This window comes from Marinomonas vaga (genome assembly GCF_055388305.1).
In genome coordinates this window covers 1774372-1800934 of record NZ_AP043903.1, presented here as the reverse complement: position 1 = coordinate 1800934, position 26563 = coordinate 1774372, and the positions used below count along the sequence as shown (strand labels likewise).

At 48.9% G+C, this 26563-nt stretch carries 25 protein-coding genes and 1 pseudogene; 17 read left to right on the top strand and 9 right to left on the bottom strand.

All coding sequences use genetic code 11. The annotated features are described in order from the left end of the window. Position 1: 1 nt before the first annotated feature. The 5 genes from fecE to ACZ5DR_RS08285 all read left to right on the top strand — a co-directional run bounded on the left by fecE (position 2) and on the right by ACZ5DR_RS08285 (position 5450). Entirely contained in the window at positions 2-772 is a 771-nt protein-coding gene (fecE, locus tag ACZ5DR_RS08305) for a Fe(3+) dicitrate ABC transporter ATP-binding protein FecE (protein WP_377368665.1), read from the top strand. 41 nt (positions 773-813) lie between these two features. Beyond that, the gene (locus ACZ5DR_RS08300; protein ID WP_377368667.1) at positions 814-2907 is read left to right on the top strand and encodes a TonB-dependent siderophore receptor; all 2094 of its coding nucleotides are present in this window, start codon (positions 814-816) and stop codon (positions 2905-2907) included. 175 nt (positions 2908-3082) lie between these two features. Continuing rightward, positions 3083-3994 carry a polyphosphate kinase 2 gene (ppk2, locus tag ACZ5DR_RS08295; RefSeq protein ID WP_377368669.1) on the top strand — a complete coding sequence of 304 codons (912 nt, stop codon included), beginning with the start codon at positions 3083-3085 and terminating at the stop codon, positions 3992-3994. Positions 3995-4041: 47 nt separating this feature from the next. Then, positions 4042-5196, top strand: coding sequence for a Na/Pi symporter (locus ACZ5DR_RS08290; protein ID WP_377368671.1), 1155 nt, complete (start codon positions 4042-4044; stop codon positions 5194-5196). Positions 5197-5225: 29 nt separating this feature from the next. Then, entirely contained in the window at positions 5226-5450 is a 225-nt protein-coding gene (locus tag ACZ5DR_RS08285) for a hypothetical protein (protein WP_377368673.1), read from the top strand. Between the two features lie 60 nt (positions 5451-5510). Here ACZ5DR_RS08285 and ACZ5DR_RS08280 read toward each other — a convergent pair whose 3' ends face one another. Both ACZ5DR_RS08280 and ACZ5DR_RS08275 read right to left on the bottom strand, forming a co-directional pair. Then, positions 5511-6326: a hypothetical protein gene (locus tag ACZ5DR_RS08280; protein WP_377368675.1), complete on the bottom strand. Its 816-nt coding sequence runs from the start codon at positions 6324-6326 to the stop codon at positions 5511-5513. Between the two features lie 99 nt (positions 6327-6425). After that, positions 6426-7946, bottom strand: coding sequence for a YifB family Mg chelatase-like AAA ATPase (locus ACZ5DR_RS08275; protein ID WP_377368677.1), 1521 nt, complete (start codon positions 7944-7946; stop codon positions 6426-6428). Between the two features lie 69 nt (positions 7947-8015). Here ACZ5DR_RS08275 and ACZ5DR_RS08270 point away from each other — a divergent pair, with 69 nt between their 5' ends. Continuing rightward, a complete protein-coding gene (locus ACZ5DR_RS08270) occupies positions 8016-8228 on the top strand; it encodes a TIGR02450 family Trp-rich protein (protein ID WP_377368679.1) in 213 nt (70 codons plus the stop codon). Positions 8229-8231: 3 nt separating this feature from the next. On the opposite strand, the gene ACZ5DR_RS08265 is transcribed toward ACZ5DR_RS08270, so the two are convergent. Beyond that, positions 8232-8477 (bottom strand): accessory factor UbiK family protein, encoded by a 246-nt coding sequence (locus ACZ5DR_RS08265; RefSeq protein ID WP_377368681.1) that lies wholly within the window; start codon positions 8475-8477, stop codon positions 8232-8234. A 464-nt stretch (positions 8478-8941) separates the two neighbouring features. Here ACZ5DR_RS08265 and glnK point away from each other — a divergent pair, with 464 nt between their 5' ends. The 4 genes from glnK to radA all read left to right on the top strand — a co-directional run bounded on the left by glnK (position 8942) and on the right by radA (position 13732). Then, complete coding sequence (glnK, locus tag ACZ5DR_RS08260; RefSeq protein WP_067204550.1) at positions 8942-9280, top strand: P-II family nitrogen regulator; 339 nt, start codon at positions 8942-8944, stop codon at positions 9278-9280. A gap of 39 nt (positions 9281-9319) precedes the next feature. After that, positions 9320-10582 carry an ammonium transporter gene (locus tag ACZ5DR_RS08255; RefSeq protein ID WP_377368683.1) on the top strand — a complete coding sequence of 421 codons (1263 nt, stop codon included), beginning with the start codon at positions 9320-9322 and terminating at the stop codon, positions 10580-10582. 137 nt (positions 10583-10719) lie between these two features. Then, positions 10720-12246, top strand: a complete 1527-nt coding sequence (locus tag ACZ5DR_RS08250) for a GNAT family N-acetyltransferase (protein WP_377368685.1) — start codon at positions 10720-10722, stop codon at positions 12244-12246. 97 nt (positions 12247-12343) lie between these two features. Further along, complete coding sequence (gene radA, locus ACZ5DR_RS08245; protein ID WP_377368687.1) at positions 12344-13732, top strand: DNA repair protein RadA; 1389 nt, start codon at positions 12344-12346, stop codon at positions 13730-13732. 4 nt (positions 13733-13736) lie between these two features. Here the strand turns inward: radA and ACZ5DR_RS08240 are convergent, their stop codons facing one another. Together ACZ5DR_RS08240 and ACZ5DR_RS08235 are read right to left on the bottom strand one after the other, a co-directional pair. Continuing rightward, positions 13737-14042, bottom strand: a complete 306-nt coding sequence (locus ACZ5DR_RS08240; protein WP_377368688.1) for a DUF1289 domain-containing protein — start codon at positions 14040-14042, stop codon at positions 13737-13739. 11 nt (positions 14043-14053) lie between these two features. Further along, positions 14054-14662 carry a COG3904 family protein gene (locus tag ACZ5DR_RS08235; RefSeq protein ID WP_377368690.1) on the bottom strand — a complete coding sequence of 203 codons (609 nt, stop codon included), beginning with the start codon at positions 14660-14662 and terminating at the stop codon, positions 14054-14056. A gap of 257 nt (positions 14663-14919) precedes the next feature. On the opposite strand from ACZ5DR_RS08235, the gene ACZ5DR_RS08230 reads away from it, so the two are divergent. The 3 genes and pseudogenes from ACZ5DR_RS08230 to ACZ5DR_RS08220 all read left to right on the top strand — a co-directional run bounded on the left by ACZ5DR_RS08230 (position 14920) and on the right by ACZ5DR_RS08220 (position 19525). Continuing rightward, complete coding sequence (locus tag ACZ5DR_RS08230) at positions 14920-16032, top strand: efflux RND transporter periplasmic adaptor subunit (protein WP_377368692.1); 1113 nt, start codon at positions 14920-14922, stop codon at positions 16030-16032. 1 nt (position 16033) lies between these two features. Continuing rightward, a pseudogene (locus ACZ5DR_RS08225) lies at positions 16034-18497 on the top strand (efflux RND transporter permease subunit). A 53-nt stretch (positions 18498-18550) separates the two neighbouring features. Next, entirely contained in the window at positions 18551-19525 is a 975-nt protein-coding gene (locus tag ACZ5DR_RS08220; RefSeq protein WP_377368698.1) for a LysR family transcriptional regulator, read from the top strand. 37 nt (positions 19526-19562) lie between these two features. Here the strand turns inward: ACZ5DR_RS08220 and ACZ5DR_RS08215 are convergent, their stop codons facing one another. Next, positions 19563-19796 (bottom strand): DUF1653 domain-containing protein, encoded by a 234-nt coding sequence (locus ACZ5DR_RS08215; RefSeq protein WP_377368700.1) that lies wholly within the window; start codon positions 19794-19796, stop codon positions 19563-19565. 134 nt (positions 19797-19930) lie between these two features. Between ACZ5DR_RS08215 and ACZ5DR_RS08210 the strand changes: the two genes are divergently transcribed. The 4 genes from ACZ5DR_RS08210 to astB are packed head-to-tail and all read left to right on the top strand — an operon-like array spanning position 19931 to position 24911. Beyond that, on the top strand, positions 19931-20944 hold the full coding sequence (locus tag ACZ5DR_RS08210; protein WP_377368702.1) for an arginine N-succinyltransferase: 1014 nt from the start codon (positions 19931-19933) through the stop codon (positions 20942-20944). 58 nt (positions 20945-21002) lie between these two features. Beyond that, on the top strand, positions 21003-22046 hold the full coding sequence (gene astA / locus ACZ5DR_RS08205; protein ID WP_377368704.1) for an arginine N-succinyltransferase: 1044 nt from the start codon (positions 21003-21005) through the stop codon (positions 22044-22046). 17 nt (positions 22047-22063) lie between these two features. Then, positions 22064-23536, top strand: a complete 1473-nt coding sequence (gene astD / locus ACZ5DR_RS08200) for a succinylglutamate-semialdehyde dehydrogenase (protein ID WP_377368706.1) — start codon at positions 22064-22066, stop codon at positions 23534-23536. 25 nt (positions 23537-23561) lie between these two features. Continuing rightward, a complete protein-coding gene (gene astB, locus ACZ5DR_RS08195; RefSeq protein WP_377368708.1) occupies positions 23562-24911 on the top strand; it encodes an N-succinylarginine dihydrolase in 1350 nt (449 codons plus the stop codon). Positions 24912-24985: 74 nt separating this feature from the next. On the opposite strand, the gene ACZ5DR_RS08190 is transcribed toward astB, so the two are convergent. The 3 genes from ACZ5DR_RS08190 to gpt all read right to left on the bottom strand — a co-directional run bounded on the left by ACZ5DR_RS08190 (position 24986) and on the right by gpt (position 26443). Then, the gene (locus ACZ5DR_RS08190; protein WP_377368710.1) at positions 24986-25318 is read right to left on the bottom strand and encodes a DUF1904 family protein; all 333 of its coding nucleotides are present in this window, start codon (positions 25316-25318) and stop codon (positions 24986-24988) included. 34 nt (positions 25319-25352) lie between these two features. Further along, positions 25353-25757, bottom strand: coding sequence for a DUF2914 domain-containing protein (locus ACZ5DR_RS08185; protein WP_377368712.1), 405 nt, complete (start codon positions 25755-25757; stop codon positions 25353-25355). Between the two features lie 188 nt (positions 25758-25945). Continuing rightward, positions 25946-26443, bottom strand: a complete 498-nt coding sequence (gene gpt, locus ACZ5DR_RS08180; protein ID WP_377368714.1) for a xanthine phosphoribosyltransferase — start codon at positions 26441-26443, stop codon at positions 25946-25948. Positions 26444-26563: the final 120 nt, after the last annotated feature.

Genomic DNA, 26563 nt, shown 5'->3' with positions numbered 1-26563 from the left:
CATGTCCCTAAGCGCACACCAACTCAGTGTCGGTTACAACGGCCATAGCATTGTCAAAGAAATGGACCTCACCCTGCCAGAAGGTCGGTTTATCGCTCTGCTGGGACCAAACGGATGTGGCAAATCCACCCTATTGAAGTGCTTTGCTCGTATCCTACCAGCCATGTCTGGGGAGGCCCGCTGGCAAGGACAAAACCTCCATGATTACCCCTCTAAGCAATTGGCTAAAGGGCTGGCACTGCTGCCGCAAACACAGCCAATTCCTGAAGGAATTAAGGTAAAGAATTTGGTGGCCTATGGCCGCAGCCCCTACACAGGTTTTTGGGGCAAACTAAGCCAACAAGATCATCAGATCGTCGAACAAATGATGCGCCAAACTGGCACATTCGAGCTTCGAGAACACCTAGTAAGCGAACTCTCTGGAGGGCAGCGTCAACGGGTATGGCTGGCTATGGTACTGGCCCAAGATACGCCTTACCTATTGCTTGATGAGCCCACCACTTACATGGACATCAACCACCAAGTGGAATTGATGCACCAGCTACAAGAACTTAATAAACAAGGCAAAACCATCATCACAGTGCTGCACGATATTAACCAAGCAGCACGCTATTGCGACCATCTGGTGGTGATGAAAGCAGGGGAGCTGAAATACCAAGGCGCCCCGGAAGATGTGTTAACAACACACATGCTACAGGACGTTTTCTCCCTCAAGGCACAAATCCACCGCGACCCTGTCTCCCATACGCCCATGTGCGTAGTGGAAGATTGAGCTGTTTCATCCACCCTCTATTTCATGACAACAAAGGCCCTATGAAATATCTAACACTTTCTTTCTCCCTTGCGCTGTCTATGCCATTGATGGCAGACACCACAACTTCTGAGTCCACGGACCAAGAGCTAGACACCTTGGTCGTCACGGGACGCGCATTATCCCACTACAAGGAAGATACGACGGATATTGGCACACGTACGGATACGGACATTGATAAAACACCACAATCGGTTCAAGTGTTCACCAGCACCTTAATTGAGGATCAAGCAGCTCATCAGGTGACCGATCTGTATCGCTCCATTTCAGGGGTTTCCCAAGACAATGTGTCCACGGTGACGTTTCGTGGCTTTCACCAAGATGAGCAACTCTATGACGGCATGCGCGGCAATCCGTATAAAGGTTTTTTCACCATTCCGCAGCTCACCAATGTGGAAGAGGTGCAAGCTATTAAGGGGCCCGCAGGGGCATTATACGGTGCAGGAGAACCCGGTGGTGTGATCAATTATGTCTCCAAAAAGCCCACTTATGACTCCGAAAACTTCATCAAACTGGGCACGGGAAATAAAGGCTATCGATCCGCCCAGCTGTCTAGCTCGGGACCGGTAAATGAAGACGCTAGTCAGCGTTATCGTATATCCCTTTACAAAGATGAAAGCGGCTCTTACCGCAACAACGTCGATCAAGAAAACCAAAATATTGACCTAGGGTACGCTTGGGACATCAATGACGATTCAACTCTGACAGTTCAATACACCAACATCGACCAGACCCTTTATGGCGCTCGCTTGCGCGGCATTCCAACGGACGACGAGGGCAACTTTCTAGCGGATGATTCATGGAACGCAAATGAACCAGGTGACCACCAAACCCTAAATGCAGAAACCTTCCAAGCAAAGCTAGAGCAGTACTTAAACGATACCGTTTCGTGGGATTTAGGATTGCGTTACTACAAGGGCGAAGAAACTCAGCAATACCATGAATCTAGAGGGTTAACCGATACCGACAGCGATGGTGTGGACGATGCGGTGAACCGCCAATACCGAGATCAATTGCGTAGCAATGAAGGCATTAGCTTGGCCAGTAACTTTGTCTTTGATCTAGGGAATCACACACTATTAGTCGGCACAGATTACACTCGTAACACTTATGATTACCTCTATTACCGATCCAACGACCCTGATGCACTGAGCCTACTCAACCCTGTTTATGATGCAGACGTGAGCAGCTACACCCTGTCCCTCAACCAAGACAACCAGACCGTGTCACAACAACTAGGTGTGCTGGTGCAAGATCAATGGGCAGTGACCAACCGTTTAGACTTGGTAGCTGGGGGGCGCTTCAACCAATTTGAAGAAGAATTTACCGACTACCGCAACCGCAGTAACGATGCCAACTACTCAGATCACGGCATCGACAAGCGCATCGGGGCGACCTATGAATGGTCAGATAACATCAAGCCCTATGCCTCTTTCTCTACAGGTTACCAACCACAAAGCGCCAGTGATCAGCAGGCATCGTCAGGGGGGCCATTTGACCCAGAAGAAAGCCAACAAATGGAAGCGGGGGTGCGCACTTACTGGCTTAACAATCGCCTTAACGTGAACTTCGCCCTGTACCACATTGTTCGCGAAAATGTCCTGCAAGAAGACCCAGACGACAGCGATAAAATGATCGCCATCGGTAAGGTACGTAGCCAAGGGGCGGAAATAGATCTGTTAGCCGACATTACCGACCGCTGGGTTGCCAATGTGAGCTACGCCTATAACGACACAATTATTAAAGAAGACAATGATGACGGCATTCAATTTGCTGCGGGGGACTCTCGACGTTTTTCTAACTCGCCCTTGCATCAACTGGGTGTCTGGACACGTTACGACTTGCCTGCCCTATCATCGTCGGTGTCTGTGGGCGCCGAATACGTAAGCCAGCAGTACAACCGTGACCATCAAAAAGTGAAGCCGTACACAGTTTACGACGCCACTTGGCAAACCCGCATTGATGACTGGACGCTACAAGCGACAATCAAAAACCTTACGGATGAGATTTACGCTACCTCTGGTTTTAACCGCAACATCGGCTCCAACCTTGGGGAACGACGCCGTATTTACCTCAGTGCACAGTACGACTTTTAATCACTGAAACCCAAAGATGAATGAGGCCAAAAGGCCCCATTCATCTGTTTCCAGCAAACGCCCTCTTGCCCTTAATTCATTAAAATGATTCCTCCTTTTCGTCCATTAGTCATAAATCCTTAATGGCCGCCGCCTATGGTGTTCTTATCCAGTAATTAATTGAAAGGAACTCAATATGCAGGATGCCGCCAATGCCGCAAGCTGGCTAGAAGATGAACTGGCTGACGCCTTTGACGAAGATTTGGAGATGGAGCTCTCGGACCCGGAATTATCCCTCGCTCTGCGTAGAATCTATAAATCCAGCCGCCCAGAAACCCTCAACCGCCGCACTTATTTCGAAGCTTTACTGCCACTGCAATCAGAGCTAATTAAGCTACAGGATTGGGTGGCTCACACCGGACAAAAGGTCGTGGTGTTATTTGAAGGTCGTGATGCAGCCGGTAAGGGAGGGGTGATTAAACGCATTACCCAGCGACTGAATCCACGGGTTTGTCGCGTGGTTGCCCTACCTAAACCCACCGATCGAGAACGCACCCAATGGTACTTTCAGCGTTATGTGCCGCACTTGCCCGCCGCAGGGGAAATCGTTTTATTTGATCGCTCTTGGTACAACCGAGCCGGAGTAGAACGGGTGATGGGCTTTGCCGATGAAACTCAAGTGCGTCAGTTTTTTGATGATGTACCTGAGTTTGAACGCATGCTGGTGCGCTCTGGGATTATCTTGGTGAAGTATTGGTTTTCCATCACCGATGAAGAGCAACAAATGCGCTTCTTAATGCGGGTCCATGATCCCATGAAACAGTGGAAGCTCTCCCCAATGGATCTGCAATCCCGTGTTCGCTGGGAAGCCTATACCAAAGCCAAAGAAGAGATGTTTGCTAAAACCAATATCCCCGAAGCCCCTTGGTACATAGTGGAAGGCAACGACAAAAAACGCGCCCGCCTTGATTGCATTCATCATCTGCTGGATCACATCCCCTATCGTCCGGTGGAGCATGAAAAAATCTCTCTTCCTGAACGTCATTTTGACCCGGACTACGAGCGCCAAACCCTTCCCAATGAATTATATGTGCCATCCCGGTACTAATTAAAAGCCTTGATTTATTAATGGATTAAAAAAGAGAGGGAATTCTCATGAGTAATGCAGAAGCGTTAACCAGCCCACAGGTATCCAATAGCCATAGATGGCGACAATGGTTACTGGTAGTGCTGATGATCTACATCCTAATCAGCGCTGTGAGCATCATAGGCTCTGGCTTTAAAGCGGCCACTGGCGGCCATGCACAGGAGTTATTTGCCTTTGCCTCCAACCCTTATGTGGGCTTGGTCATCGGCATCATCGCCACGGCTTTGATTCAGTCATCCTCAACGGTTTCATCCTTAATCGTGGGCATGGTGGCGGGTGGTTTACCGGTTCACATTGCCATCCCTATGATTATGGGTTCGAATGTTGGCACCACAGTTACCAATACCCTAGTGAGCTTAGGCCATGTCCGGGATAAAGATGAGTTTCGCCGAGCCTTCTCAGCGGCCACAGTCCATGACTTCTTTAACCTGATAGCCGTCGCTATTTTCCTACCATTGGAGATCATGTTTGGATTACTAGATAAGGTATCCAGCTGGCTCACGGGCTTCTTTATCAGCCCTGAAAGCTACTCCATGTCAAATATCAATGTGATCAAATCCCTTACCAAACCCCTAGTTAATGCGGTAGACACTGCCACAAGTGTGCTGCCAGGCAGCTTTGCTGGGGTTGCCATGATCCTCATTGGCTTAGTCTTGATTTTCTTCGCCATCACCTACATTGGCAAACTGCTCAAAGTGCTGATGGTGGGCAGAGCTAAAGCCATCATGCATTCGGCCATTGGCCGTGGTCCGATTACCGGGATCGCCTCTGGCGCATTGGTGACCACCTTTGTTCAGTCGTCCTCCACAACCACAAGTTTAATGGTTCCTCTGGCGGGGTCTGGCACTTTCAGCCTAAAACAAATCTACCCCTTCATGCTCGGAGCCAATATTGGTACCACTGTCACCGCTCTATTAGCGGCTACGGCTATCACAGGTTCACTGGCTGCATCCGCTCTGGGAATTGCGCTCGTTCACTTGCTATTTAACCTGTTCGCAGTGGCGGTGATTTTCGGCTTACCTTTTTTACGCAACTTACCCATCAGGGGCGCTGAATGGTTAGCCGATATTGCCGCGGAGCAGAAAGTCTACGCCGCAATCTGGGTACTGGGCGTATTCATCCTGGTACCAATGTTACTGATCTTGGTCAGCCTAATCTTCTGATTCATTGACGAACAAAAAGGAAAGACACTATGAACCGTCTAGAACGCCTGTCTCAACAAGAGCTCGAAATCATCCTTGATGACACCGAAGCACACATTCATCAAATTCGGGATGAATTGCGCCGACGCTCGTTAGAATCACAACACACTCAGATTGACGACATTGCTTTAAGCCCTGAATGGACACCAGTGAAATGGGGGCAGGTGCGAACATTCTTTCAGCATGTGCTGGCGGAGCTGCGAGATCGCTCATAGAGACTGCAGCGCCATAAAAAAGAGCGGCTATTGCCGCTCTTTTTTCTTTACTGACTTACGTTAAAACACCCAACGTATACCAATACCAGCTTCTTCAGAGGTATTTTGGGGTTCATAGTAATATCCATACCCAGGACCTGTGCACCTAGGTGTAGAAATATAGTCGGTGTCCGAATCCCCTATGTCCCAATAGCGATAGTAAGGCTCTATGGCAAGGGAGCCCCCACCATCAGACACAGGCATGGTAAATTTCAAAGCAAAGCGATAGCCTTTACCACCTTCTTGAGTAAAGACCCCACTGCTGCCACCACAGACTTCATCAATACCTGAGTAATTACGCCCGGCGATAAAGTAGTCGTACTCCGCACGTAATGCCACTTCCCAGCCACTGGCTAAGCTACGTTGCCAGTTCAACCCCACTGGTATGTACCAATAGTATTGCTCCCGCGTATAGCCCGTGGTTCGAGTACTGGTTTTCATGCCACTACTGTCATCAGATAAGTAACGTTGGCCAATCCCAGCATAGGCGTGCAGTTGGGACCGAGTTGACTGATACAAGCGCGGTCCAAACAAGGCCCGCATTTCGAATAGATTATTAGGGATATCTTGGAGGGTTCCAGAACCTTCGTAGTCCATATCACCGAAGGCGTAGTCCACTTCCAATGCGACAAAGGTGGAGCCATAGTTAGTAAAGCGTCCTTGGAAGCCAAAAAGGTTGCCCTCTTCGCGCATGACACCCGGTTCCACATATTCAATAGATGAGTAGGAGATCCCAAGCTCTGTTTGGCCTGCGGCCATAACTTGGGTAGATAATGTTGCTGTAACCAATGCACCAAACATCGGCCAAGCCATCCTTGGTTTTAAGCTAATTTGCATGGTGTTCTCTCGTTAGGAAAGTATCTTTAATCCTACACCATCTAATAGATTTGACAGCCTTTTCTATCATTTTTAAGCGAGAAAAGGCTGATTGAGTGATTAACGACTAGCTCCCCCATTTCCAAGCATGTTTTTCTCCATTTTTCGGTAACTTAGGGATTCCATCAGGTGTTTTCTGGTCACGGTAGTTTGCTCTAAATCCGCTAGGGTTAAGGCAACCCGTAGTACTCTATGATAGGCCCGCGCAGACAGCTTAAGTCGATCGAGTGCCTGTTGCATAAAAACCTTATCGCTATCATTGAGGGCGCAGATGCGTTCCAGTTCACGGCCACTCAACAAAGCATTTTGGCACCCTTGTCGGGCCCGTTGTCGAGTAACTGCGGCTTCTACCCGTTGACGAATGGAATCACTGGCCTCTCCTAATTCTTGTTCGTTGACGAGCACATCCGTGGGTAGCGGGGGGACTTCCACATGCAAATCAATGCGGTCTAAAAAAGGCGCCGACAGTTTTTTCAGGTATTTCTGACTGGCGGAGGATTGGTAGTATTCTTGGCCTCCACTGTAGGCTTCATTGCTAGCGTTCATGGCAGCCACCAACTGAAAACGGGCGGGGTAAGAGACTTGTCCACGGGCTCTAGAAAGGTGCACCTCGCCATTCTCTAATGGCTCACGCAGCACTTCCAACACCTTGCGATCAAACTCGGGTAATTCGTCTAAGAAGAGTACGCCACGATGGCTCAAAGAGGCTTCTCCAGGCTTAGGCACTGATCCTCCGCCCACTAAAGCCACCGCGGAGCTGGAATGGTGGGGGCTGCGAAAAGGCCGCTCTGACCAATGCCAGTCGATCCCCATTTTGCGCCCAGAGACGGATTGCACCGCCGCTACTTCTAAGGCTTCCGATTCAATCATTCTTGGCATGATGCCTGGCAATCGTGACGCCAGCATGGTCTTGCCGGTTCCCGGAGGGCCAATGAACAGTAAATTATGAGCCCCGGCAGCGGCGACTTCGAGGGCCCGCCGCGCTTGGTATTGGCCTTTTACATCCGCCATATCTCGCAGGTGTTGAACAGGCACTTCTGCTCTTGGCACAGCAGAACATAATTCCAGTTTCGATAACCCCAGCAAGGCCGCCGTGACTTGGGTCAGATGGTGTGCATGGTAGATTTTATGCTCGACTAATCCTGCTTCGTTTGCATTTTCCGATGGACAGACCATTTTGCGTCCCGCAGCCTTAGCTGCCATGGCAGAAGGCAGGACGCCGGGAACCCCACGTAAATCCCCTGCGAGTGCCAGCTCCCCCACAAATTCATATTCGCCGAGTTGGCACTCAGCTAACTGTCCGGAAGCTTTTAAAATACTGATGGCAATCGCAAGATCGTAGCGCCCCCCTTCTTTGGGCAAGTCCGCTGGCGCTAGGTTGATCGTGATCCGTCGTAAGGGAAATTCAAACTGGCTGTTGATAATGGCGCTGCGCACACGATCTTTCGATTCACGTACAGCGGCTTCGGGCAAGCCTACAATATTGAGAGACGGTAAGCCGTTGGAAATATGCGTTTCCACGGTAACGAGAGGCGCCGAAACCCCCACACGGGCACGGCTGTATACAGTTGCTAAGCTCATACTCACTCCTTGAAATGGCTAAACAATCTAATTATCCCTAGGTCACGTATTACATATAGGAGGATCTATATGAAAAAACTCAACCCAAACAAGCTACTACTCTCAAAGTGGACGTCCGCTGTTCCAAAAAATAAAGAGAAGCATTTTATTGTGACCGAACTCATCAGAGATGAAGATGAGATCGTCACTGAAGTGGTGCTCGAAGCCGTATATAACAAGAACACCTACCCAATGCCTTGGCAGACCTTGCAACAAGATCAATGGTTACAAGGCTGGAAATAACCTTTACTTGTCTTCTGTAGCTTCCAGCTCCGCTAGACGCGCTTCCAATTGGACAAGTTTCTCACGGTACTTTTGCAGCATCTCCGCTTGCACCTCAAACTCTTCTCGAGTGACAAGGTCCATTTTGGTTAAGGTGTTTTTAGCCACTTGATGCAGTTGTGCTTGGATTTCTTCTGCTGGCAGCTTACCTAGGGTGCTGGCAGCTTGTTCAAGTCCAGTGCCCAGTTGCTTTATAAATTGATCAATCATACTGACCTCTTGGTTTGATTCCTGTTCTCTTCATTATAAGAGTCCAACTTAAGAATGTCTGTACACAATTATGCCCCATAATCGCACTCCTCAAACGCATCCTTTAAGTGCACAACCCGAATCAAAGCCAACACAAAGACCCTAAAAAAAACCATAAACGCCCAATAGGGGCGCAGTTTTATTCACTAAAAAATCTGTAATAACAAACAAATAACACTGCAAATCACAATTTAGACCAGCCTATTACGCCATAATGCACCAAAATTGAACAACCGCACCAGCACCACTCTTTGCAAACTCCTTACAGTGAATGAGCAAAAAAAGAGGTCTAAACTTGCAAGCCCTTTAATAGCAAGGGATTAGCAGGTTTTATCGGTCTTTTCTTTAACATGGCACACTCCTTGTATAGTTCTAAACACCTGCGACACGACAATAAGCCAGACTTAATTAAGGAGACTGTAGGTATGAAGCTTATCACTGCCATCATCAAGCCATTCAAACTGGATGATGTTCGCGAAGCACTTTCTGAAATCGGTGTACAAGGTATTACCGTGACAGAAGTTAAAGGCTTTGGACGTCAAAAAGGTCACACAGAACTATACCGCGGTGCGGAATACGTTGTGGACTTTCTACCAAAAGTAAAAATCGAGCTAGCCATTGCAGACGACATGGCTGACCAGGTTGTTGAAGCCATCTCTAACGCTGCCAACACTGGCAAAATCGGCGACGGTAAAATCTTCATCGTTAATCTTGAGCAAGCGGTTCGTATTCGTACCGGCGAGACTGGGGAAGACGCGGTTTAATTACTGCTCGAATCTTACAAGCCTTTAGGGGGGCGAAACATGCAAGATCAAATTTTTCACTTACAATATGCCATGGACACCTTTTACTTCTTGGTGTGTGGCGCACTAGTTATGTGGATGGCAGCCGGCTTCGCAATGTTAGAAGCAGGCCTTGTACGTGCTAAAAACACAACTGAAATCCTAACTAAGAACGTCGCGCTTTTTGCGATCTCTTGTATCATGTACTTGGTTTGCGGTTACGCAATCATGTACGGCGGCACTTGGTTCCTTTCTGGTATTCAAGACGTAGACGTAGCGTCTACGCTATCTGACTTCGCTGGCCGTGAAGGTGGCTTCGAAGGCGGTTCTATTTACTCTGGCGCTTCTGACTTCTTCTTCCAGGTAGTATTCGTTGCAACAGCAATGTCTATTGTATCTGGTGCAGTTGCTGAGCGTATGAAGCTTTGGGCTTTCCTAACTTTCGCAGTGGTAATGACTGGTGTTATTTACCCACTAGAAGGTTCTTGGACTTGGGGTGGTGCAGACGTATTCGGCATGTACAACCTAGGCGACATGGGCTTCTCTGACTTCGCAGGTTCAGGCATCGTACACATGGCCGGTGCTGCAGCAGCACTTGCAGGTGTTCTAGTACTTGGCGCTCGTAAAGGCAAATACGGCCCTAACGGCGAAGTACGTGCGATCCCAGGTGCAAACCTACCTCTAGCCACTTTGGGTACATTCATCCTTTGGTTGGGTTGGTTCGGTTTCAACGGCGGTTCTGTTCTAAAACTTGGCGATATCGCTAACGCTAACTCTGTTGCAATGGTGTTCCTAAACACTAACGCTGCAGCAGCAGGTGGTGCAGTAGGCGCATTGATCCTAGCACGTATCCTATTCGGCAAAGCAGATCTAACAATGCTTCTAAACGGCGCTTTGGCTGGTCTTGTTGCCATCACTGCTGAGCCTTCTACTCCTTCCGCTCTTGGCGCTACGCTAATCGGTGTTGTAGGTGGTCTGATCGTTGTGGTTTCTATCCTGACTCTAGACAAACTAAAAATCGACGATCCAGTGGGCGCTATCTCTGTACACGGTGTTGTAGGTCTTTGGGGTCTTCTAGCAGTACCTCTAACGAACGACGGCGCTTCTTTCGGTGGCCAGATCGCTGGTGCTCTAACAATCTTCGTATGGGTATTCGTAGCAAGCTTGGTTGTTTGGTTGGTTATCAAAGCAATCATGGGTGTTCGTGTTACTGAAGAAGAAGAGTACGAAGGTGTTGATATCTCTGAATGTGGTATGGAAGCATACCCAGAGTTCAAAAAATAATCTCTAACGATTATTAACTCTTCTAGGAAACCCTCGCCTCGGCGGGGGTTTTCTTATTTGCATCACATCTAATCTGCAAAACCCGCCAAGAAGTGCGATATAGTACCCACATCACTGCAATCTATTTTGGAGCTCCCATGTTGGAAGATCTACACCTTAAGATCCGTAACTTAACACTTGATGACTACCCACAAGTCAAAGCCCTCATGGATCGCGTCTATCATGACATTGGCGGTTCATGGCCAAAAAACACGATTCGCAAACTCATCAAGGATCTACCAGACGGCCAAATCTGTCTGGTTGACCACGACCAAATCGTGGGTATCGCCCTGTCTGTTAAAGTGAACTACCAGCGCTTTAGCAACCCCCATACCTACGACGATCTAGTGGACCAGCGTGAGCGTATTTACCATGATGAAAATGGCGACGCCCTTTATGGTTTGGACGTACTGATCGACCCAGAGTACCGAGGTTACCGTCTTGGTCGACGCTTGTACGAAGCTCGCAAAGAGTTATGTCGTCAAGAAAACCTGATCGCCATTTTGGCTGGTGGCCGCATTCCAAATTACTACCAGCATGCGGATGAAATGAGTCCAGCAGAATACTTAGAAGCGGTGGACAAACGTCGTATCTACGATCCGATCCTTACGTTCCAATTATCGAATGACTTCCAAGTCACTCGTTTGCTAACTAAATACTTACCGGAAGACGAAAAGTCCCGTGGTTACGCAACGCTGCTCGAGTGGAAAAACATCTTCTACGAACCAGAGACCACTGTACTTGAGTACCGCAAAACGCAAGTGCGTATCGGTGCCGTACAATGGCAAATGCGTGAAGTGGGCAGCGTAGAAGAGTTACTGAAACAAGTGGAATACTTCATTGATGCATTGTCCAGCTATAAGAGTGACTTCGCCCTATTTCCCGAATTCTTCAATGCGCCATTGATGGGCTTAGCGCCGGATCAAACCAACCAGACCGAAGCCATCCGCTTTTTAGCCTCCTTCACGGAGCGCTTTGTGAGCGAAATGTCACAGCTGGCAGTGAGTTACAACATCAACGTCATTACCGGCTCCATGCCAGTGGTTGAAGACGACATCATGTACAACGTCAGCTACCTATGTCGTCGCGATGGCACCATCGAAGAACAACGCAAGATCCACATTACGCCACATGAACGCCGTGACTGGGTCATCGAAGGCGGTTACGAAGTACGTGTGTGGGACACGGACGCAGGCCGCATCGGTATCCTAATTTGTTACGATGTGGAATTCCCAGAGCTTGCCCGCCATCTTGCATCCCAAGATATGGATATTCTGTTCGTGCCTTTCTGGACAGATACGAAGAACGGCTACCTGCGCGTGCGCAGCTGTGCTCAAGCTCGCGCCATTGAAAACGAATGCTATGTGGTCATCTGTGGTAGCTGTGGTAACTTGCCGCAAGTGGAAAATCTGGACGTTCAGTACTCACAAGCTGCGGTATTCTCCCCGTCAGATTTCTCCTTCCCACATGATGCTGTCATGGCGGAAACCACACCCAACACAGAGATGCTAATGTTCTCTGATTTGGACTTGGACAAGCTCAAACTGGTTCGCAGCGAGGGGTCTGTAAACAATCTAAAAGACCGTCGTTTGGACCTTTACAGCATTGATTGGAAAACCCAATAAGCCAAAGCCTGTGATACCATACTGATCATCTGGTGAGACAACTCAACGGCCGCTGGCACCACCAGCGGCCGTTTGTATTTTTAAGGAAGGAAGACCCATGGCCAAAGCCAAAACCGCCTTTGTCTGTAATGAATGTGGCGCCGACTATGCTAAGTGGCAAGGCCAGTGCCAAGCCTGTGGCGCATGGAACACCCTGCAAGAATTTAAAGTCAGTAGCAGTAAAACTTCTGCTCGGGTCGCTGCCAGCCAAGACACCCGTCGTCAGGGATACGCGGGCGCAACAACCGGCATTCAAGACTTATCGGAAGTCGACTTGGGGGATGTTCCCCGCTTTAGCTCTGGCGCCAGTGAATTTGACCGAGTGCTGGGGGGCGGCTTAGTGCCTGGAGGCGTGGTGCTCATTGGTGGTCACCCTGGAGCGGGTAAAAGTACCCTGCTATTGCAAACCATGTGCTGGCTCGCCCAGCAGCAAAGCGCCATGTATGTGACTGGGGAAGAATCCTTGCAACAGGTCGCGATGCGAGCCCAGCGGTTAGGACTCCCTACCAAAAACTTAAAAATGCTGTCTGAGACCAATGTTGAATCCATCATGGCAGTGGCAGATCAAATTAAACCCAAAGTCATGGTGATCGACTCCATTCAGGTGATGCACTTGGATGGCATTGAATCCGCCCCCGGTAGTGTTTCCCAAGTACGAGAAAGTGCTGCCGTCTTGACACGATTTGCCAAACAGACTCAAACCACTGTGCTGCTGGTAGGCCATGTGACCAAAGATGGCACACTGGCAGGCCCTAAGGTACTAGAGCACATGGTGGATTGTTCCGTTTTATTAGAAGGCTCTGAAGATTCCCGCTTTCGCACCTTACGGGGCATGAAAAACCGCTTTGGCGCCATCAATGAGTTAGGCGTATTCGCCATGCTCGAAAACGGCCTTAAAGAAGTTAAAAACCCCAGCTCCATCTTTTTGAACCGCTCCAATCACCCTGCTGCGGGCAGCTTAGTCATGGTGGTATGGGAAGGTACACGCCCCCTATTGGTAGAGCTACAAGCCTTAGTGGACGACTCAGCGCTGGGGAACCCTCGTCGCGTTACGGTGGGCTTTGACCACAATCGATTGGCCATGTTGTTGGCTGTATTACACAAACACGGTGGGTTACTGACCGCAGATCAAGATGTGTATCTAAACGTGGTCGGCGGTGTCAAAGTCTTGGAAACCTCCGCGGATCTAGCCGCCATTGCCGCAGTTGTCTCTAGCTTCAGAGATCAGATCTTACCCCATGATTTAGTGGTACTTGGGGAAGTCGGCTTATCCGGCGAAATCCGCCCTGTGCCATCGGGTCAAGAGCGCATCAGCGAAGCAGCCAAACATGGCTTTAAACGTGCGGTGGTCCCCAAGGCGAACTGTCCTAAAAAGCCTATTCCGGGAATGGAAGTGGTCGGTGTGGAGCGCTTATCTGAAGCACTGGAAGCTATTTTTGGTATTTAATCTATCAGGAATACTCAGAGATCGGCGTGGAGAATAAGTCCTGGACTTCTTCTCCCTCCATGCCATAGGGCAAGTCTTTTTCCGTGGACATGTCGAGGCGCTCCTGACGGGCCTTTAATAAACGCTGCCAGCGAGTTTTGCACAGTTGGATCACCTGACGGCGCTCCACCTCTCCCATGGTGTGCCAGTGAAAACGCTCTTCTCGACTGCGTAAACACCCTTTGCAAAACCCTTTTGCACTGCTTTGGCAAACGCCTCGACAGGGGCTTTCAATGTGAAACAGCTCAATTTGCTCCATTGTTTCCCCCATGAATGGTGACCTCAGTCCGTGACCAACTGATAATCGTAGATCTCTTCCGGTGACAAAAAGTACACCCGCTCTGATGGTGCCGCATCTAAGGTAAACCAATAAAAGCGCTCAGGAATCCCCATAGAAAGATAAAAATTAATGTAACTGGCATGGACTGGATCCGCAATGTTCACATCACTGCCCCATTCTCTGGCATCGCGCCAAGAATGCACTGCCACACCAGCACCGGCGCCAATAGAACGCTCAACCCCTCCTAAGAATAGGTCGACGCCACCGGATAGTACATAGCCCGTACGAGCAATATGGGTATTTAAACCCAGACGTCGAATCATCCTAGCGGCTTCAATGGTGGCAGCTTGATCTAACGTTCCAGGCACATCCACCAACACCAACTCAGTGACATTTGGATGCTCGCTTAACATGGCTTTCAGCTGCTCGGGGAGCTGACTGTCTAACACCCCCGACAGGTAAGCAGCGTTTTCATCCACATAGAACGACAACTCTCCTTGCCCTTTGTCGGTGTGATACGTTTGTACGGGTGACCCAGAGCAACCCGCTAACAAAGCCGCACACACCATCCACACAAAGACTGCTCGCAATGAGTACCAAGAGAAAAACAAGTCCTTACTCCTTATAAAGCCTGTACCGATGTTACCCTGTGTTCTTACATAAGAGCTAGTAAAGCTTAGTCCACATTATGTCTTCACAAACAAGTAAAAAGTCCGTTTAGAACTATGAATCACAATACAAATTAAATCCCGCAAGATATATCCCTAGCGGAATATCTACCATAGCGTACACTTAATTTATATCTCTGACCGATAGATATAAAATCCAGTTATTCACTTTCTTTTACTGACTGTTTACGGAGTATTCCATGGCTCGTAGATTTTGGGCACTTAAGCCCATAACCCTTGCGTTTACTGCTGCGTTTCTTCTTAGTGCCTGTTCTTCTGAAGAAGAAACCACCACAGAAGCTGCTGCCCCAATCATTCGACCAGTAAAACTGTTTACTGTTGATTCCACAGATGCGGTCAGCTTTCGAGACTTCCCCGCTGAGCTTAAAGCCAGTGCCGAGTCCAATTTAGCCTTCCGTGTTGGCGGTCAGGTGACAAAACTTAATGTCAAAGAAGGTGAGCGTGTAAAACGTGGCCAAGTATTGGCATCTCTGGACCCGACGGATTACAAACTACAGGTCGAATTGTCTCAAGCCAACTACGATCTGGCCAAAGTTCAGTTTGATCGTACTAAGACCATGTTGTCTCAAAGGGCTACATCACAAGCCCAATACGACGAAGCAAAAGCTAATCTAGATCAAGCGCAAAACGCTCTGCAAACCGCTCAAAACCAGCTAGGCTACAGTGTTTTGAAAGCTCCTTATGATGGCATTATTGCGTCTCTAGACATCGATAATTTTGAATACGTGGCTGCAACACAAACCATTCTTCACATTCAAAATATCGAGCAAATGGACGTGGTTTTCCAAATCCCTGAGCGCTTGGTGGCGAACGTACGTAAAGTTGCCTTGGAGTACCACCCTAAAGTTTCCATCGATTCAGCCCCAAACCAAACTTTTGAAGGGGTATATAAAGAGCACCGTACCACCCCTAACGAAACCACTAAATCTTACGACGCCACCTTATCATTGCTGAACTCTGAAAAAGCCAGCATCAACCTGCTACCAGGTATGACGGCAACGGTTAGCCTAGACATCAGTGCGATCAGTGGTCGTCCGACACACATCACAGTGCCAATCGAAGCGGTGATGCGTAAGCAGTCTAACGAAGGCCAAAAACAAAGCGTCGTTTGGATTTATAACCCTGTGTCTGAAACTGTCTCACCACGTGATGTCACCTTGGGTGATATGACCCAAAGCCATATTGAGATCACATCCGGCCTCAGCGCTGGCGAGCAGATTGTCTCCGCTGGCGTAAACAGCCTAGCCAACGACATGCAAGTACGCCCATGGACTCGCGAGCGAGGAATTTAAGTTGAATATCGCCGGTTATTTTATTGAACGTAAAGTATCCAGTTGGCTTGTAACCCTCATCCTGTTATTGGGTGGGGCGATTGCATTCACCAACTTGGGACAGTTGGAAGACCCAGAGTTCACCATCAAGGAAGCTCTGGTCATCACCTATTATCCGGGCGCAAGTCCAGAGCAGGTAGAGGAGGAAGTCACCTATCCTATCGAGCTTGAGTTGCAAAACCTGCCCTATCTCGACAAGGTAGTGTCTACCTCTAAAGCGGGCTACTCCAAGGTCCAAATCACCATTAAAGACACTTACCGTGCGGAACAGCTCAAACAGATTTGGGACGAAGTACGCAAGAAGGTCAACGACATGCGTGGTAGCTTCCCTACGGGGGTTGGCACGCCGATTGTGGTGGACGATTTTGGCGATGTGTACGGCATCATGCTTGCGGTCCATGGTGAGGGCTACCCTTACAAAGACCTAGAAAACTACGTGGACTATGTTAAACGTGAGCTAGTGCTGGTTGATGGCGTAGCGAAAGTGGCTGTCGCAGCAGAACAGAGCGAACAAGTGACCATCGAAATGTCACGCTCTAAGTTGGCCAATATGGGCGTATCACCTTCCCAGCTACAAACCCTGTTAGCAAACCAAAACGTGGTGTCTGACGCAGGTAAGGTACAGGTAGGCTCTGAGTACATCCGCATTAGCCCAACGGGCGAATTCCAAGACATTTCCGAATTGGAAAACTTGATTGTCGGCTCCCCTGGTGAAGACAACTTGATTCGTCTAAAAGACGTCGCCACGGTCAAACGTGAATACCAAGATCCACAAGATCAGTTGGTGAATTTCAACGGCGCCAGTTCACTCCTATTGGGCGTCTCGTTCAGCAACAACGTCAACGTGGTTGAAGTGGGCAAGCGCATTGAAGCCCGCCTTCATGAGCTTGAATACCAGCAACCTGTAGGCATCAGCTTAGATACGGTTTACTTCCAGTCTAAAGAAGTAGAGAAATCCGTCTCCAGCTTCCTAGCGAACCTTGCCGCGGCCGTGGGGATCGTAATCCTTGTCTTGCTTGTATTCATGGGAGTTCGCTCCGGCATTCTGATCGGCTTAATCTTATTGCTTACAATCCTAGGTACTTTCATTGTCATGGAGTACTTCAACATCAACCTTCAGCGGATTTCATTAGGGGGGTTGATCATTGCTCTGGGGATGTTGGTGGATAACGCCATTGTGGTCACTGAAGGGATCTTGATTGGCCTACACCGGGGGCAAACCAAGTTTGAAGCAGCTTCCGCCGTGGTTAAACAAACTAAGTGGCCCTTACTCGGCGCAACCGTTATTGCGGTTACAGCCTTTGCACCGATTGGTTTGTCTCCGGACTCTGTGGGTGAGTTCGTTGGCTCCTTGTTCTATGTCTTGTTGATTTCCCTGCTTTTAAGCTGGGTAACAGCCATCACTCTGACACCATTCTTCTGTGACCTGTTCTTTAAGGAAAACAAAGAAGCGATGGCGTCAGCCAGTTAAGGTGTTGCGTCCCATCTTGAATGATGCCCAAGCCCGTCGTTTAGGTATCAACAAGTCGGACCTAGACGAAGTCTTGTTGACCAATTTCACCGGTGCAGAAATCGGCACCTACCGAGATGGTACTGACTTACTGCCGATCATTCAGACGGTGCCTGAAAGTGAACGTGTGGCCATTGACCAGGTACGTGATCTACAGATCTACAGCCCTGCAAGCGGTGCATACGTATCCGTATCAAACATCGTAGATGGATTTGAAACCGTTTGGGAAGATCCCATCATCGAGCGTCGTGACCGTAAGCGTACGATTACAGTGAAAGCCGACCCACTCATCCTTGGAGATGAAACGGCCATGTCTGTATTCGGTCGCATTCGTGGACCCATCGAGCAGATTGAACTTCCACCGGGCTACACACTCGAATGGGGTGGCGAATATGAAAGCAGTACCGATGCACAGGCGAACATCTTTACGTCTCTGCCAATGGGTTACTTGTTCATGTTCATCATAACGATTTTGTTGTTCAACTCGGTACGCGTGCCACTGGTTATCTGGTTCTGTGTGCCTTTGGCGCTGATCGGTGTGTCCGTCGGCCTGTTGGCAATGAACGCCGCCTTTAGCTTTATGGCACTGCTGGGCTTCCTCAGCCTATCGGGCATGATCGTGAAAAATGGTATCGTTCTCGCGGACCAAATTAACTACGAAATCGCCCAAGGTACGGAAACCTACGAAGCCGTGTTTAAATCAGCGGTGAGTCGTGTTCGCCCCGTATGTATGGCTGCCATCACCACCATCTTAGGTATGGTGCCATTGCTATACGACGCCTTCTTTGAAGGGATGGCAGTTGTCATTGCCTTTGGCCTTGGCTTTGCCACCATATTGACACTTATTGCTGTGCCGGTGTTCTACGTCATGTTGCACCGAGTGAAGTACCGAAAAGCCCGCGACTTTAATATGTAAGGTCGCACACCTGCCCTCAAGCGCATTCGTGCTTGAGGGCTACGGATGTTGTTATGCGAATTGAAGATTTATTAAAACTCGACGTAAAACTGTTAGTTTCGTTTCAAGTCATTTTAGAAGAGTGCAGTGTATCCCGCGCCGCAGAGCGTTTAGGCGTGACTCAGCCAGCCCTGAGTAAATCCCTACAGCGTTTACGGGATCTGTTTAACGATCCGCTGTTTACTCGCCAAGCCTATGGATTAAGTCCAACTACACGAGCCTATGAGCTGAATGAGTTGATCTCACCGATCTTGAACTCCATGACAAACTTACTTCAGCCAACCCAATTCGACCAGGCTACCCTAAAACGCCGTTTTAACATTAAAGCGGACGAAGAAATACTACTGACGTTTACCGAACCTTTGTTGGCCATGCTCCATTATCAAGCCCCGAACATACGCTTGATGACCAGTAACTGGACCCAGGAAGGCTTTGAAGACCTTATGAATGGTGTGGATCTCGGCATCATTAATGTGTCCAGTACACCGAATAATATTCGCAGTAAATTAGTCGGTGCCATGGATGCGTGCGTGATTCTAAGCGAATCCCACCCACTCTATTTCAAAGAAGAAATTACCTTACGAGATTTAATGCAACACAACACCGTAGTGTTCAACATTCGTAATTTCCGCAGTGCGACCACCTGTGTCACCATCGAAAAACTGGAGCGCTTAGGCTACGAGATTGAACCTAAGATCGAAACCGACAGCATTACTGTGACCATTGAAGCGGTAAAACGCGGCATGGCATTAATCGGTTCCGCACAATTAGGCGAAATGTTTAGCAACATTGCCGATTGCAAAGAGGGATTCTCCTCCATACGAGTCGCACCTTTACCAATTGACGCTGTGGAAGCTGACCCCTACAAAGGTCGCCATCCCATTCAAATTTGCTGGCATGAACGTTACGACAAAGACCCTGCTCACCAATGGTTTAGAGAGCAAGTGCTTCGCTTTATGCGTGAATCCCCTTGGATGTACTACGACTGAATATAAAAAACGCGCCTTAGGCGCGTTTTTTATAGGATCATTCGTCTATCGTGGCTCGAATCCATTCAAACCGTGGGATACTTTCGCCGTCGATGATGACACTTTCTAAAAACATCGCTTTAGGACGCACCCACCACCCAAACTCGCCATAAAGCGCCTGGTAAACCACCATCTCTTCTTCCGTTTCACTGTGTCGCGCTACTCGCTCAACCCAGTATTCTGCACCTTTGTAATGTTGGTACACCCCTGCCTTAATGGTACTTTTCTTCATGATTTTTCTAAATTCGACTCAATATGTCCAAGTTATTGAACGATAGGTCGCAATTACGAAAATAGCCACCTACCCGTTCCGTTCGCCTTCCGCGATAATCAATCCATTGTCTGCTTATCTTTTAGGAGCGTCCAGTGTATTTAGTTAGACCCGCTGACTTTTCAGACTTACCAGCACTAGAACGCTTGGCTCAAAACGCCGGAATCGGTATCACCAACTTTCCTGCGAATCGAGAGCGTCTTAACGACAAAATCGCCACCTCCATCCGCTCTTTGCAAACCGATGTGGTGCAGCCGGGCAACGAATCTTATTTATTTGTTTTGGTCGACACAACAACTGACCAAGTTGTGGGTTCCTGCGGAATCGACGCCATGGTGGGGGTAGATTCACCGTTTTACAGCTACCGTATTGACGAAGTGGTACACGCTTCGCCGCAACTTCAGATCCATAATCGTGTGCCTGCGTTGTTTTTATGTCACGACTACAGCGGTATGAGCCGTCTGTTCTCACTGGTCATTGATCAAGCCCATCAAAACACTCAAGCCATGGCGCTTTTATCCAGAGCTCGTCTGCTATTCATTGCTCGCCATCCTGACCGTTTCACAAAGAAACTGTTTGTGGAACTACGAGGAGAAAGTGATCGCAAAGGCTATTCTCCGTTTTGGGATGCCCTAGGACGCCACTTTTTCAGCATGGACTTTAAAAAGGCGGATTACTTATCCGGGGTCAGTAATAAGCATTTTATTGCGGAGCTAATGCCTCGCTACCCTATCTATGTGCCAACCTTGCCAGAGGAAGCACAAGATGCCATTGGGGTGATCCATGAAGACTCAGAGAAAGTCGCCGACATTCTGCTTAATGAAGGTTTCATATTCCGAGATTATGTTGACATCTTTGACGCTGGGCCAACCATCGAGGCCCGTGTACAAGATCTAAAGACCGTCAGTAGTCAGCGTATGGGGAAAGCTCTGATTGACACCAAACTATCGAGCAAAACCCCTTACTTAATTGCTGCAGGTCACCTAGAAGACTTCCGAGTCATCAGTGCCAACGCCGAGTCCCAAGTGGCTGGCTTAGTTATTCATCCAGATACCCAACACAGCTTAGGCTTATATTCAGGTAGCCGTATTCAATGGGCTGAACTTTAATTAATAGAACAACCGGGTCACCTAGTTACGACCCAAGCTGCAAAAGAGGAACACCGCTATGATGGTAATACGTCCGATCAAAAAGGATGACCTAGCAGAGCTATACCATTTAGCCGAACTGACAGGGGTTGGCTTTACGTCCCTAGTGGCCGACGAGAAGATTCTAACGCGAAAGATCCAAGCCTCTCTTGATGCTTTCGATAAAGAAGACATTGAGCAACCAGACGAAGAGAGCTATCTATTTGTCCTGGAAGACACCGAAACCAACCAAATAGTAGGCACCTGTGGCCTGCTCTCAACAGTGGGTCTCGACGAGCCTTTTTACAGCTACCACCTAGGCACCATTACCCACTCCTCCCGGGAACTTGGGGTTCACAACATGCACCCCACATTGGTACTTAACAATGATTACACTGGCTTTAGCGAAGTCTGTACTTTGTTTTTAAAAGAAGACTACCGCCACTCACGTAACGGCCAGTTGCTGTCAAAAAGCCGCTTTATGTTCCTAGCCCAATTTCCAGAGCGCTTTACCGAAAAGATCTTCGCTGAAATGCGTGGCGTGTGTGATGAAGAAGGCGTCTCGCCCCTATGGGAAAGCCTTGGCCGTCAGTTCTTCTCCATTGATTTTGAGCGAGCCGATGAACTAACCGCCCATGGTAACAAGCAATTTATCGCTGAACTGATGCCCAACAATCCGGTTTATGTGAACTTACTCCCTCAAGATGCACGGGACGTACTAGGCAAAGTCCATAAAAACACCGAGCCTGCCCGTCGCTTACTGGAGCAAGAAGGCTTCCGTTTTGAAAACTACGTGGACATCTTTGACGGTGGCCCAACCCTCGAAGCACGCATCCAAGATCTACGGGCCGTGCGCGATAGCCGTCTTGTTCTAGCCACTATTGGCACACCAAAAGGGGCGAACGAAGGCGCACAATATCTGGTTTCTAATGCGAAGCTGGACGAATTCCGTTGCATTCTCATCCAACGAGCGACACCACCGGGCAGCGGCCTTGTACTGAGCCAAGAAGAAGCCGACGCGCTACTGGTTAAGCACAAAGAGCCCTTACGTGTGGTGGAACTGTCACCGTTCACCAGTCGCTAATTTACCGAGGAGATCCCATGAAACAACAGCATTTTATTAATAACCAGTGGGTCGCTGGCCAAGGTGCCCTTGTCACCTCGATTGACCCTTCTGACGCCTTTCAAGTTTGGCAAGCCAACAGCGCTACAGAAGCTCAAGTAGACGACGCAATCAAAGCCGCCCGTGCCGCCTTCCCTGCATGGGCCAACCGCCCCATAACTGAGCGTACCGAGATCATTGATCGATTTGCCGAGTTGGTAAAACAACATACGGAAGAGATCGCCCTACTCATCAGCCGTGAAACAGGCAAACCCATTTGGGAAACACGTACCGAAGTAGCCGCTATGATCGGTAAAGTAGGCATCTCTAAACAAGCCTATGACGAGCGCACAGGTACCAAAAGCTCCGACATGCCGGGGGCAAAGGCAGTCTTGCGCCACCGTCCCCATGGGGTAGTGGCTGTCTTTGGGCCGTACAACTTTCCGGGGCATCTACCTAACGGACATATTGTTCCAGCCTTGATTGCTGGCAATACCATTGTCTTTAAACCCAGTGAACAAGCTCCAGCCGTATCGGATCTGATTATTCAGCTTTGGCAGCAGGCAGGCATCCCAGCTGGCGTGCTTAACCTTGTTCAAGGAGAGCGCAATACTGGTGTAGCCCTAGCCAATCATCCGGGAATTGATGGATTGTTCTTCACCGGCAGCCCTGAAGTAGGCCATGTATTACATGATCAGTTTGCAGGCCATCCGGGTAAAATTTTGGCGTTAGAAATGGGGGGCAACAACCCCTTACTGGTGTCTGAGAAGACTCAAGATGTCCGTGCTGCTGTCTATGAAATCATCCAATCTGCGTTCTTGTCAGCAGGTCAGCGCTGCACCTGTGCACGTCGACTCCTGTTGCCAAAAGGCGCCCATGGAGACGCCATTCTTGCGGCACTCGTCACAGCGACTAAGGCCATAAAGGTTGATCGGTTTGACGCTACGCCAGCGCCCTTTATGGGACCCATTGTTTCTGCTGGCGCAGCAGATGCCCTCTACCAAAACTACCAAAAGCTTGTTGAGCTTGGGGCTAAGCCTGTGGTGGAAATGACCCGTGGGGACGCCAATACAGGCTTTGTTACCCCAGGGATTGTGGATGCAACAGCCATGCTGTCTTCTCTACCAGACAAAGAATACTTTGGTCCATTACTGACGGTCATCCGTTATGACTCTATGGATGACGCCATGGCACAAGCAAACAATACTAAATTTGGTCTGTCCGCAGGTATTTTGTCGGACGATCGTGCCGAATATGAGTGGTTCTTGCAGCACAGCCGTGCAGGCATTATCAATTGGAACCGACAAACCACTGGCGCGTCTAGTGCGGCGCCATTTGGTGGCACAGGAGCCAGCGGAAATCACCGTGCCAGCGCCTACTATGCTGCAGACTATTGTGCCTACCCAGTGGCCAGCATCGAAGTGGAATCACTGCAAGTGCCTGACACTCTACCAAACGGCATCACCCTTTAATTATATGATTCAGCAAGAGGTCACCATGAGCCAAGCAATCGAAGCGAATTTCGACGGACTTGTCGGCCCGACTCACAATTACAGCGGCCTATCCTTCGGCAACGTCGCCTCCCAGAACAACTCTGCTAAGCCGTCAAACCCTAAAGCGGCGGCAAAGCAGGGCCTTGTGAAAATGAAGGCACTAGCGGATATGGGCTTTGTACAAGGCGTTCTCGCTCCCCACGAACGTCCACATATTCCGACTTTGCGCTCTTTGGGCTTCACCGGTTCTGAGTCTGAAATCTTGGCTCAAGCAGCGGCTCAAGCGCCAAAGCTACTGGCGGCGGTCAGCTCTGCATCCTGCATGTGGACGGCCAATGCGGCAACCGTTTCACCCAGTGCAGACAGTCGCGATGGTCGAGTGCATTTCACGCCAGCGAACTTGGTTAACAAGTTCCATCGCTCTATTGAGCATCAAGTAACGGGAGAGATCCTAAAAGCCACTTTCCCTGATACTGACCACTTTGCTCACCATCCTGCATTACCGAGTGTGGAACACTTTGGTGACGAAGGGGCTGCCAACCATACTCGCTTTTGTCACGACTATGGTCAGCAGGGAGTGGAATTTTTCGTGTATGGCATGTCAGCTTTCAATACAGCTGTGCCACGGCCGCAAAAATTCCCTGCCCGCCACACTTTAGAAGCGTCTCAGGCGGTCGCACGTAACCATGGTCTAAACGGTAACAAGGTCGTCTATGCACAGCAAAATCCTGATGTGATCGACGCAGGGGTGTTCCACAACGACGTGATCGCAGTGGGCAACCGCAACGTGCACTTCTACCATGAGCAAGCGTTTCTAAAACGTGAGCAAATGAAAGCGGACATTCTTCGAGCATGGGGGGATGTGGATACGCCTTTTTACTTTGTAGAGGTCCCTGAGGTCGCTGTCAGCGTGGCCGATTGTGTGCAGTCTTATTTGTTCAACAGCCAACTTGTGTCCCACCCTAACGGTGATATGACTCTTGTTGTGCCAGGGGAAGTGGAAAACAACCCGAGAGTTTGGGCGTATCTAGAAGACCTAGTAAACCAAGGCACGCCAATTAAAAACATTCAGGTTTTTGACCTTAAACAGAGCATGAGCAATGGTGGTGGCCCTGCCTGCCTTCGCCTTCGAGTGGCGTTAAATCAGACAGAACTGGCGGCGGTGAACCCTGCGACACTCATGAATGATCGCTTATTCAACACCCTGAACAATTGGGTCGATAAGCACTACCGAGATCATTTAGTGGAAGCGGATCTGGCTGATCCTAAATTACTTCAAGAAAGCCGACAGGCATTGGATGAGCTCACTCAAATCCTTCAGTTAGGCAGTGTCTACGACTTCCAAAAAGCTTAACAAGCAACACAAAAAAAGCCTTTTGATCTGATTAGATCAAAAGGCTTTTTAATAGTTTTAGAATACCCTTACCTTTAAAAGTGCTCACCGTTCTCGAAGTAATCTGAGCCTTTCAGATCACGGAATATCGTGGTGATATCTTGCCCTGCATTCACGAGGGGACGAAACAAGTCATCAACAGCTTGAGCCACCTTTGCTTTCACCTCAGGGCCTCGATCAAACCAAAGAATCTCAATGAATGGATAAGCAGGAGATGCGCCGCCCACCGCAAAAAAAGTGGAGGCTTGATATTCAAGTGTGAAATGGGAGTTCGGCGTTTCTGTTAATTCAGCTAGGTTTTCCACTAGCAAATCAGAAACGGACTCTAAGTCTTCCAACGGCAAACCGCGGACACGGATATGGGGCATGGTCTGTTACCTGTGATTCAATCAGATGGCAATCTTACCATTCATCCACATAATCAAACGAGTAGCTGTCCACCACTTCCCCGTCTTTTACGATGTCCACTGACCAAACACCATCAAATCCAGGCATCAAGCGTTTGCTCGACCAAACACGCCAGCGCTCACCACGGATATCAAATGGAATCTCAGCTTGCACATCGCCATCTAACTTCCAGCGATGTATTACCTGGCTACCGGCCATATCACGTAAATCGGTGAAGAAGTAGACACGCTGAATTTCACCGTATTCCACCTTGATCACATCACCAATATTATCAATGGGTTCACGGTCGATAACGTCTGACGCAAATTGGGCTCGCGCAACGGTTCCGGCTGCAGAGGCTACGGACATTCCTAACAAAGCCACCACAACCAGCAAGGAACGAATCAGAGATAGGCGCATAAATATTCCTATTGTCCTTTGAGTAGAAACCCTCATTCCATAGTGACTGAGGGCATGCATCTAGTAACTAAAAGCTAGCTCAAAACTCAGATCGCGCGACGTTTTTTTATGTAGAAAATTGCAACTTAGAGCGCTAGACCGATCATTAAAACAACCCTATCCGGCAAACTCAAAGGTTTTTCTGAGTACTAAGCTTTGTGACGATCCGCTAGCGGTGTAGAGAAAGTGTACTCCATGTCCCATGGGAAGCGAATCCATGTATCTTGACTAACTTCAGTAATAAATGTGTCAACCAGTGGCTTACCTGCTGGTTTAGCGTAAACCGTTGCGAAGTGGGCTTTTGGCAGCATCTTGCGGATCTCACGGGCCGTTTTGCCAGTATCCACCAGATCATCTATTAAGATGTAGCCTTCGCCATCCCCTTCAACACCTTTCAGAATACGCAAATCCCCTTGCTGGTTCGCCGTGCCACCTTCTTCACTGGAATCGTAGCTTACGACACAGATAGTATCTATTAGACGAATGTCCATTTCGCGACAAAGGATCGCCGCAGGAACCAAGCCACCACGAGTAATGGCGATAATGCCTTTCCAAGGACCTTGCTCTAGCAAGCGCCAAGACAAAGCACGCGCATCACGATGTAGTTCATGCCAAGATACAGGAAAATCTTTTGAATAGGGGTTCATTCTTCGCTCCTAAGCTTTTCTCTCTAGAAATCCGTCGCCCGATATTAAGATAGGACATACCAGTCAGATTAGTAAGCCGCGCATTTTAGACCAATCGGTTAAAGTTTTTCCATAAAAATC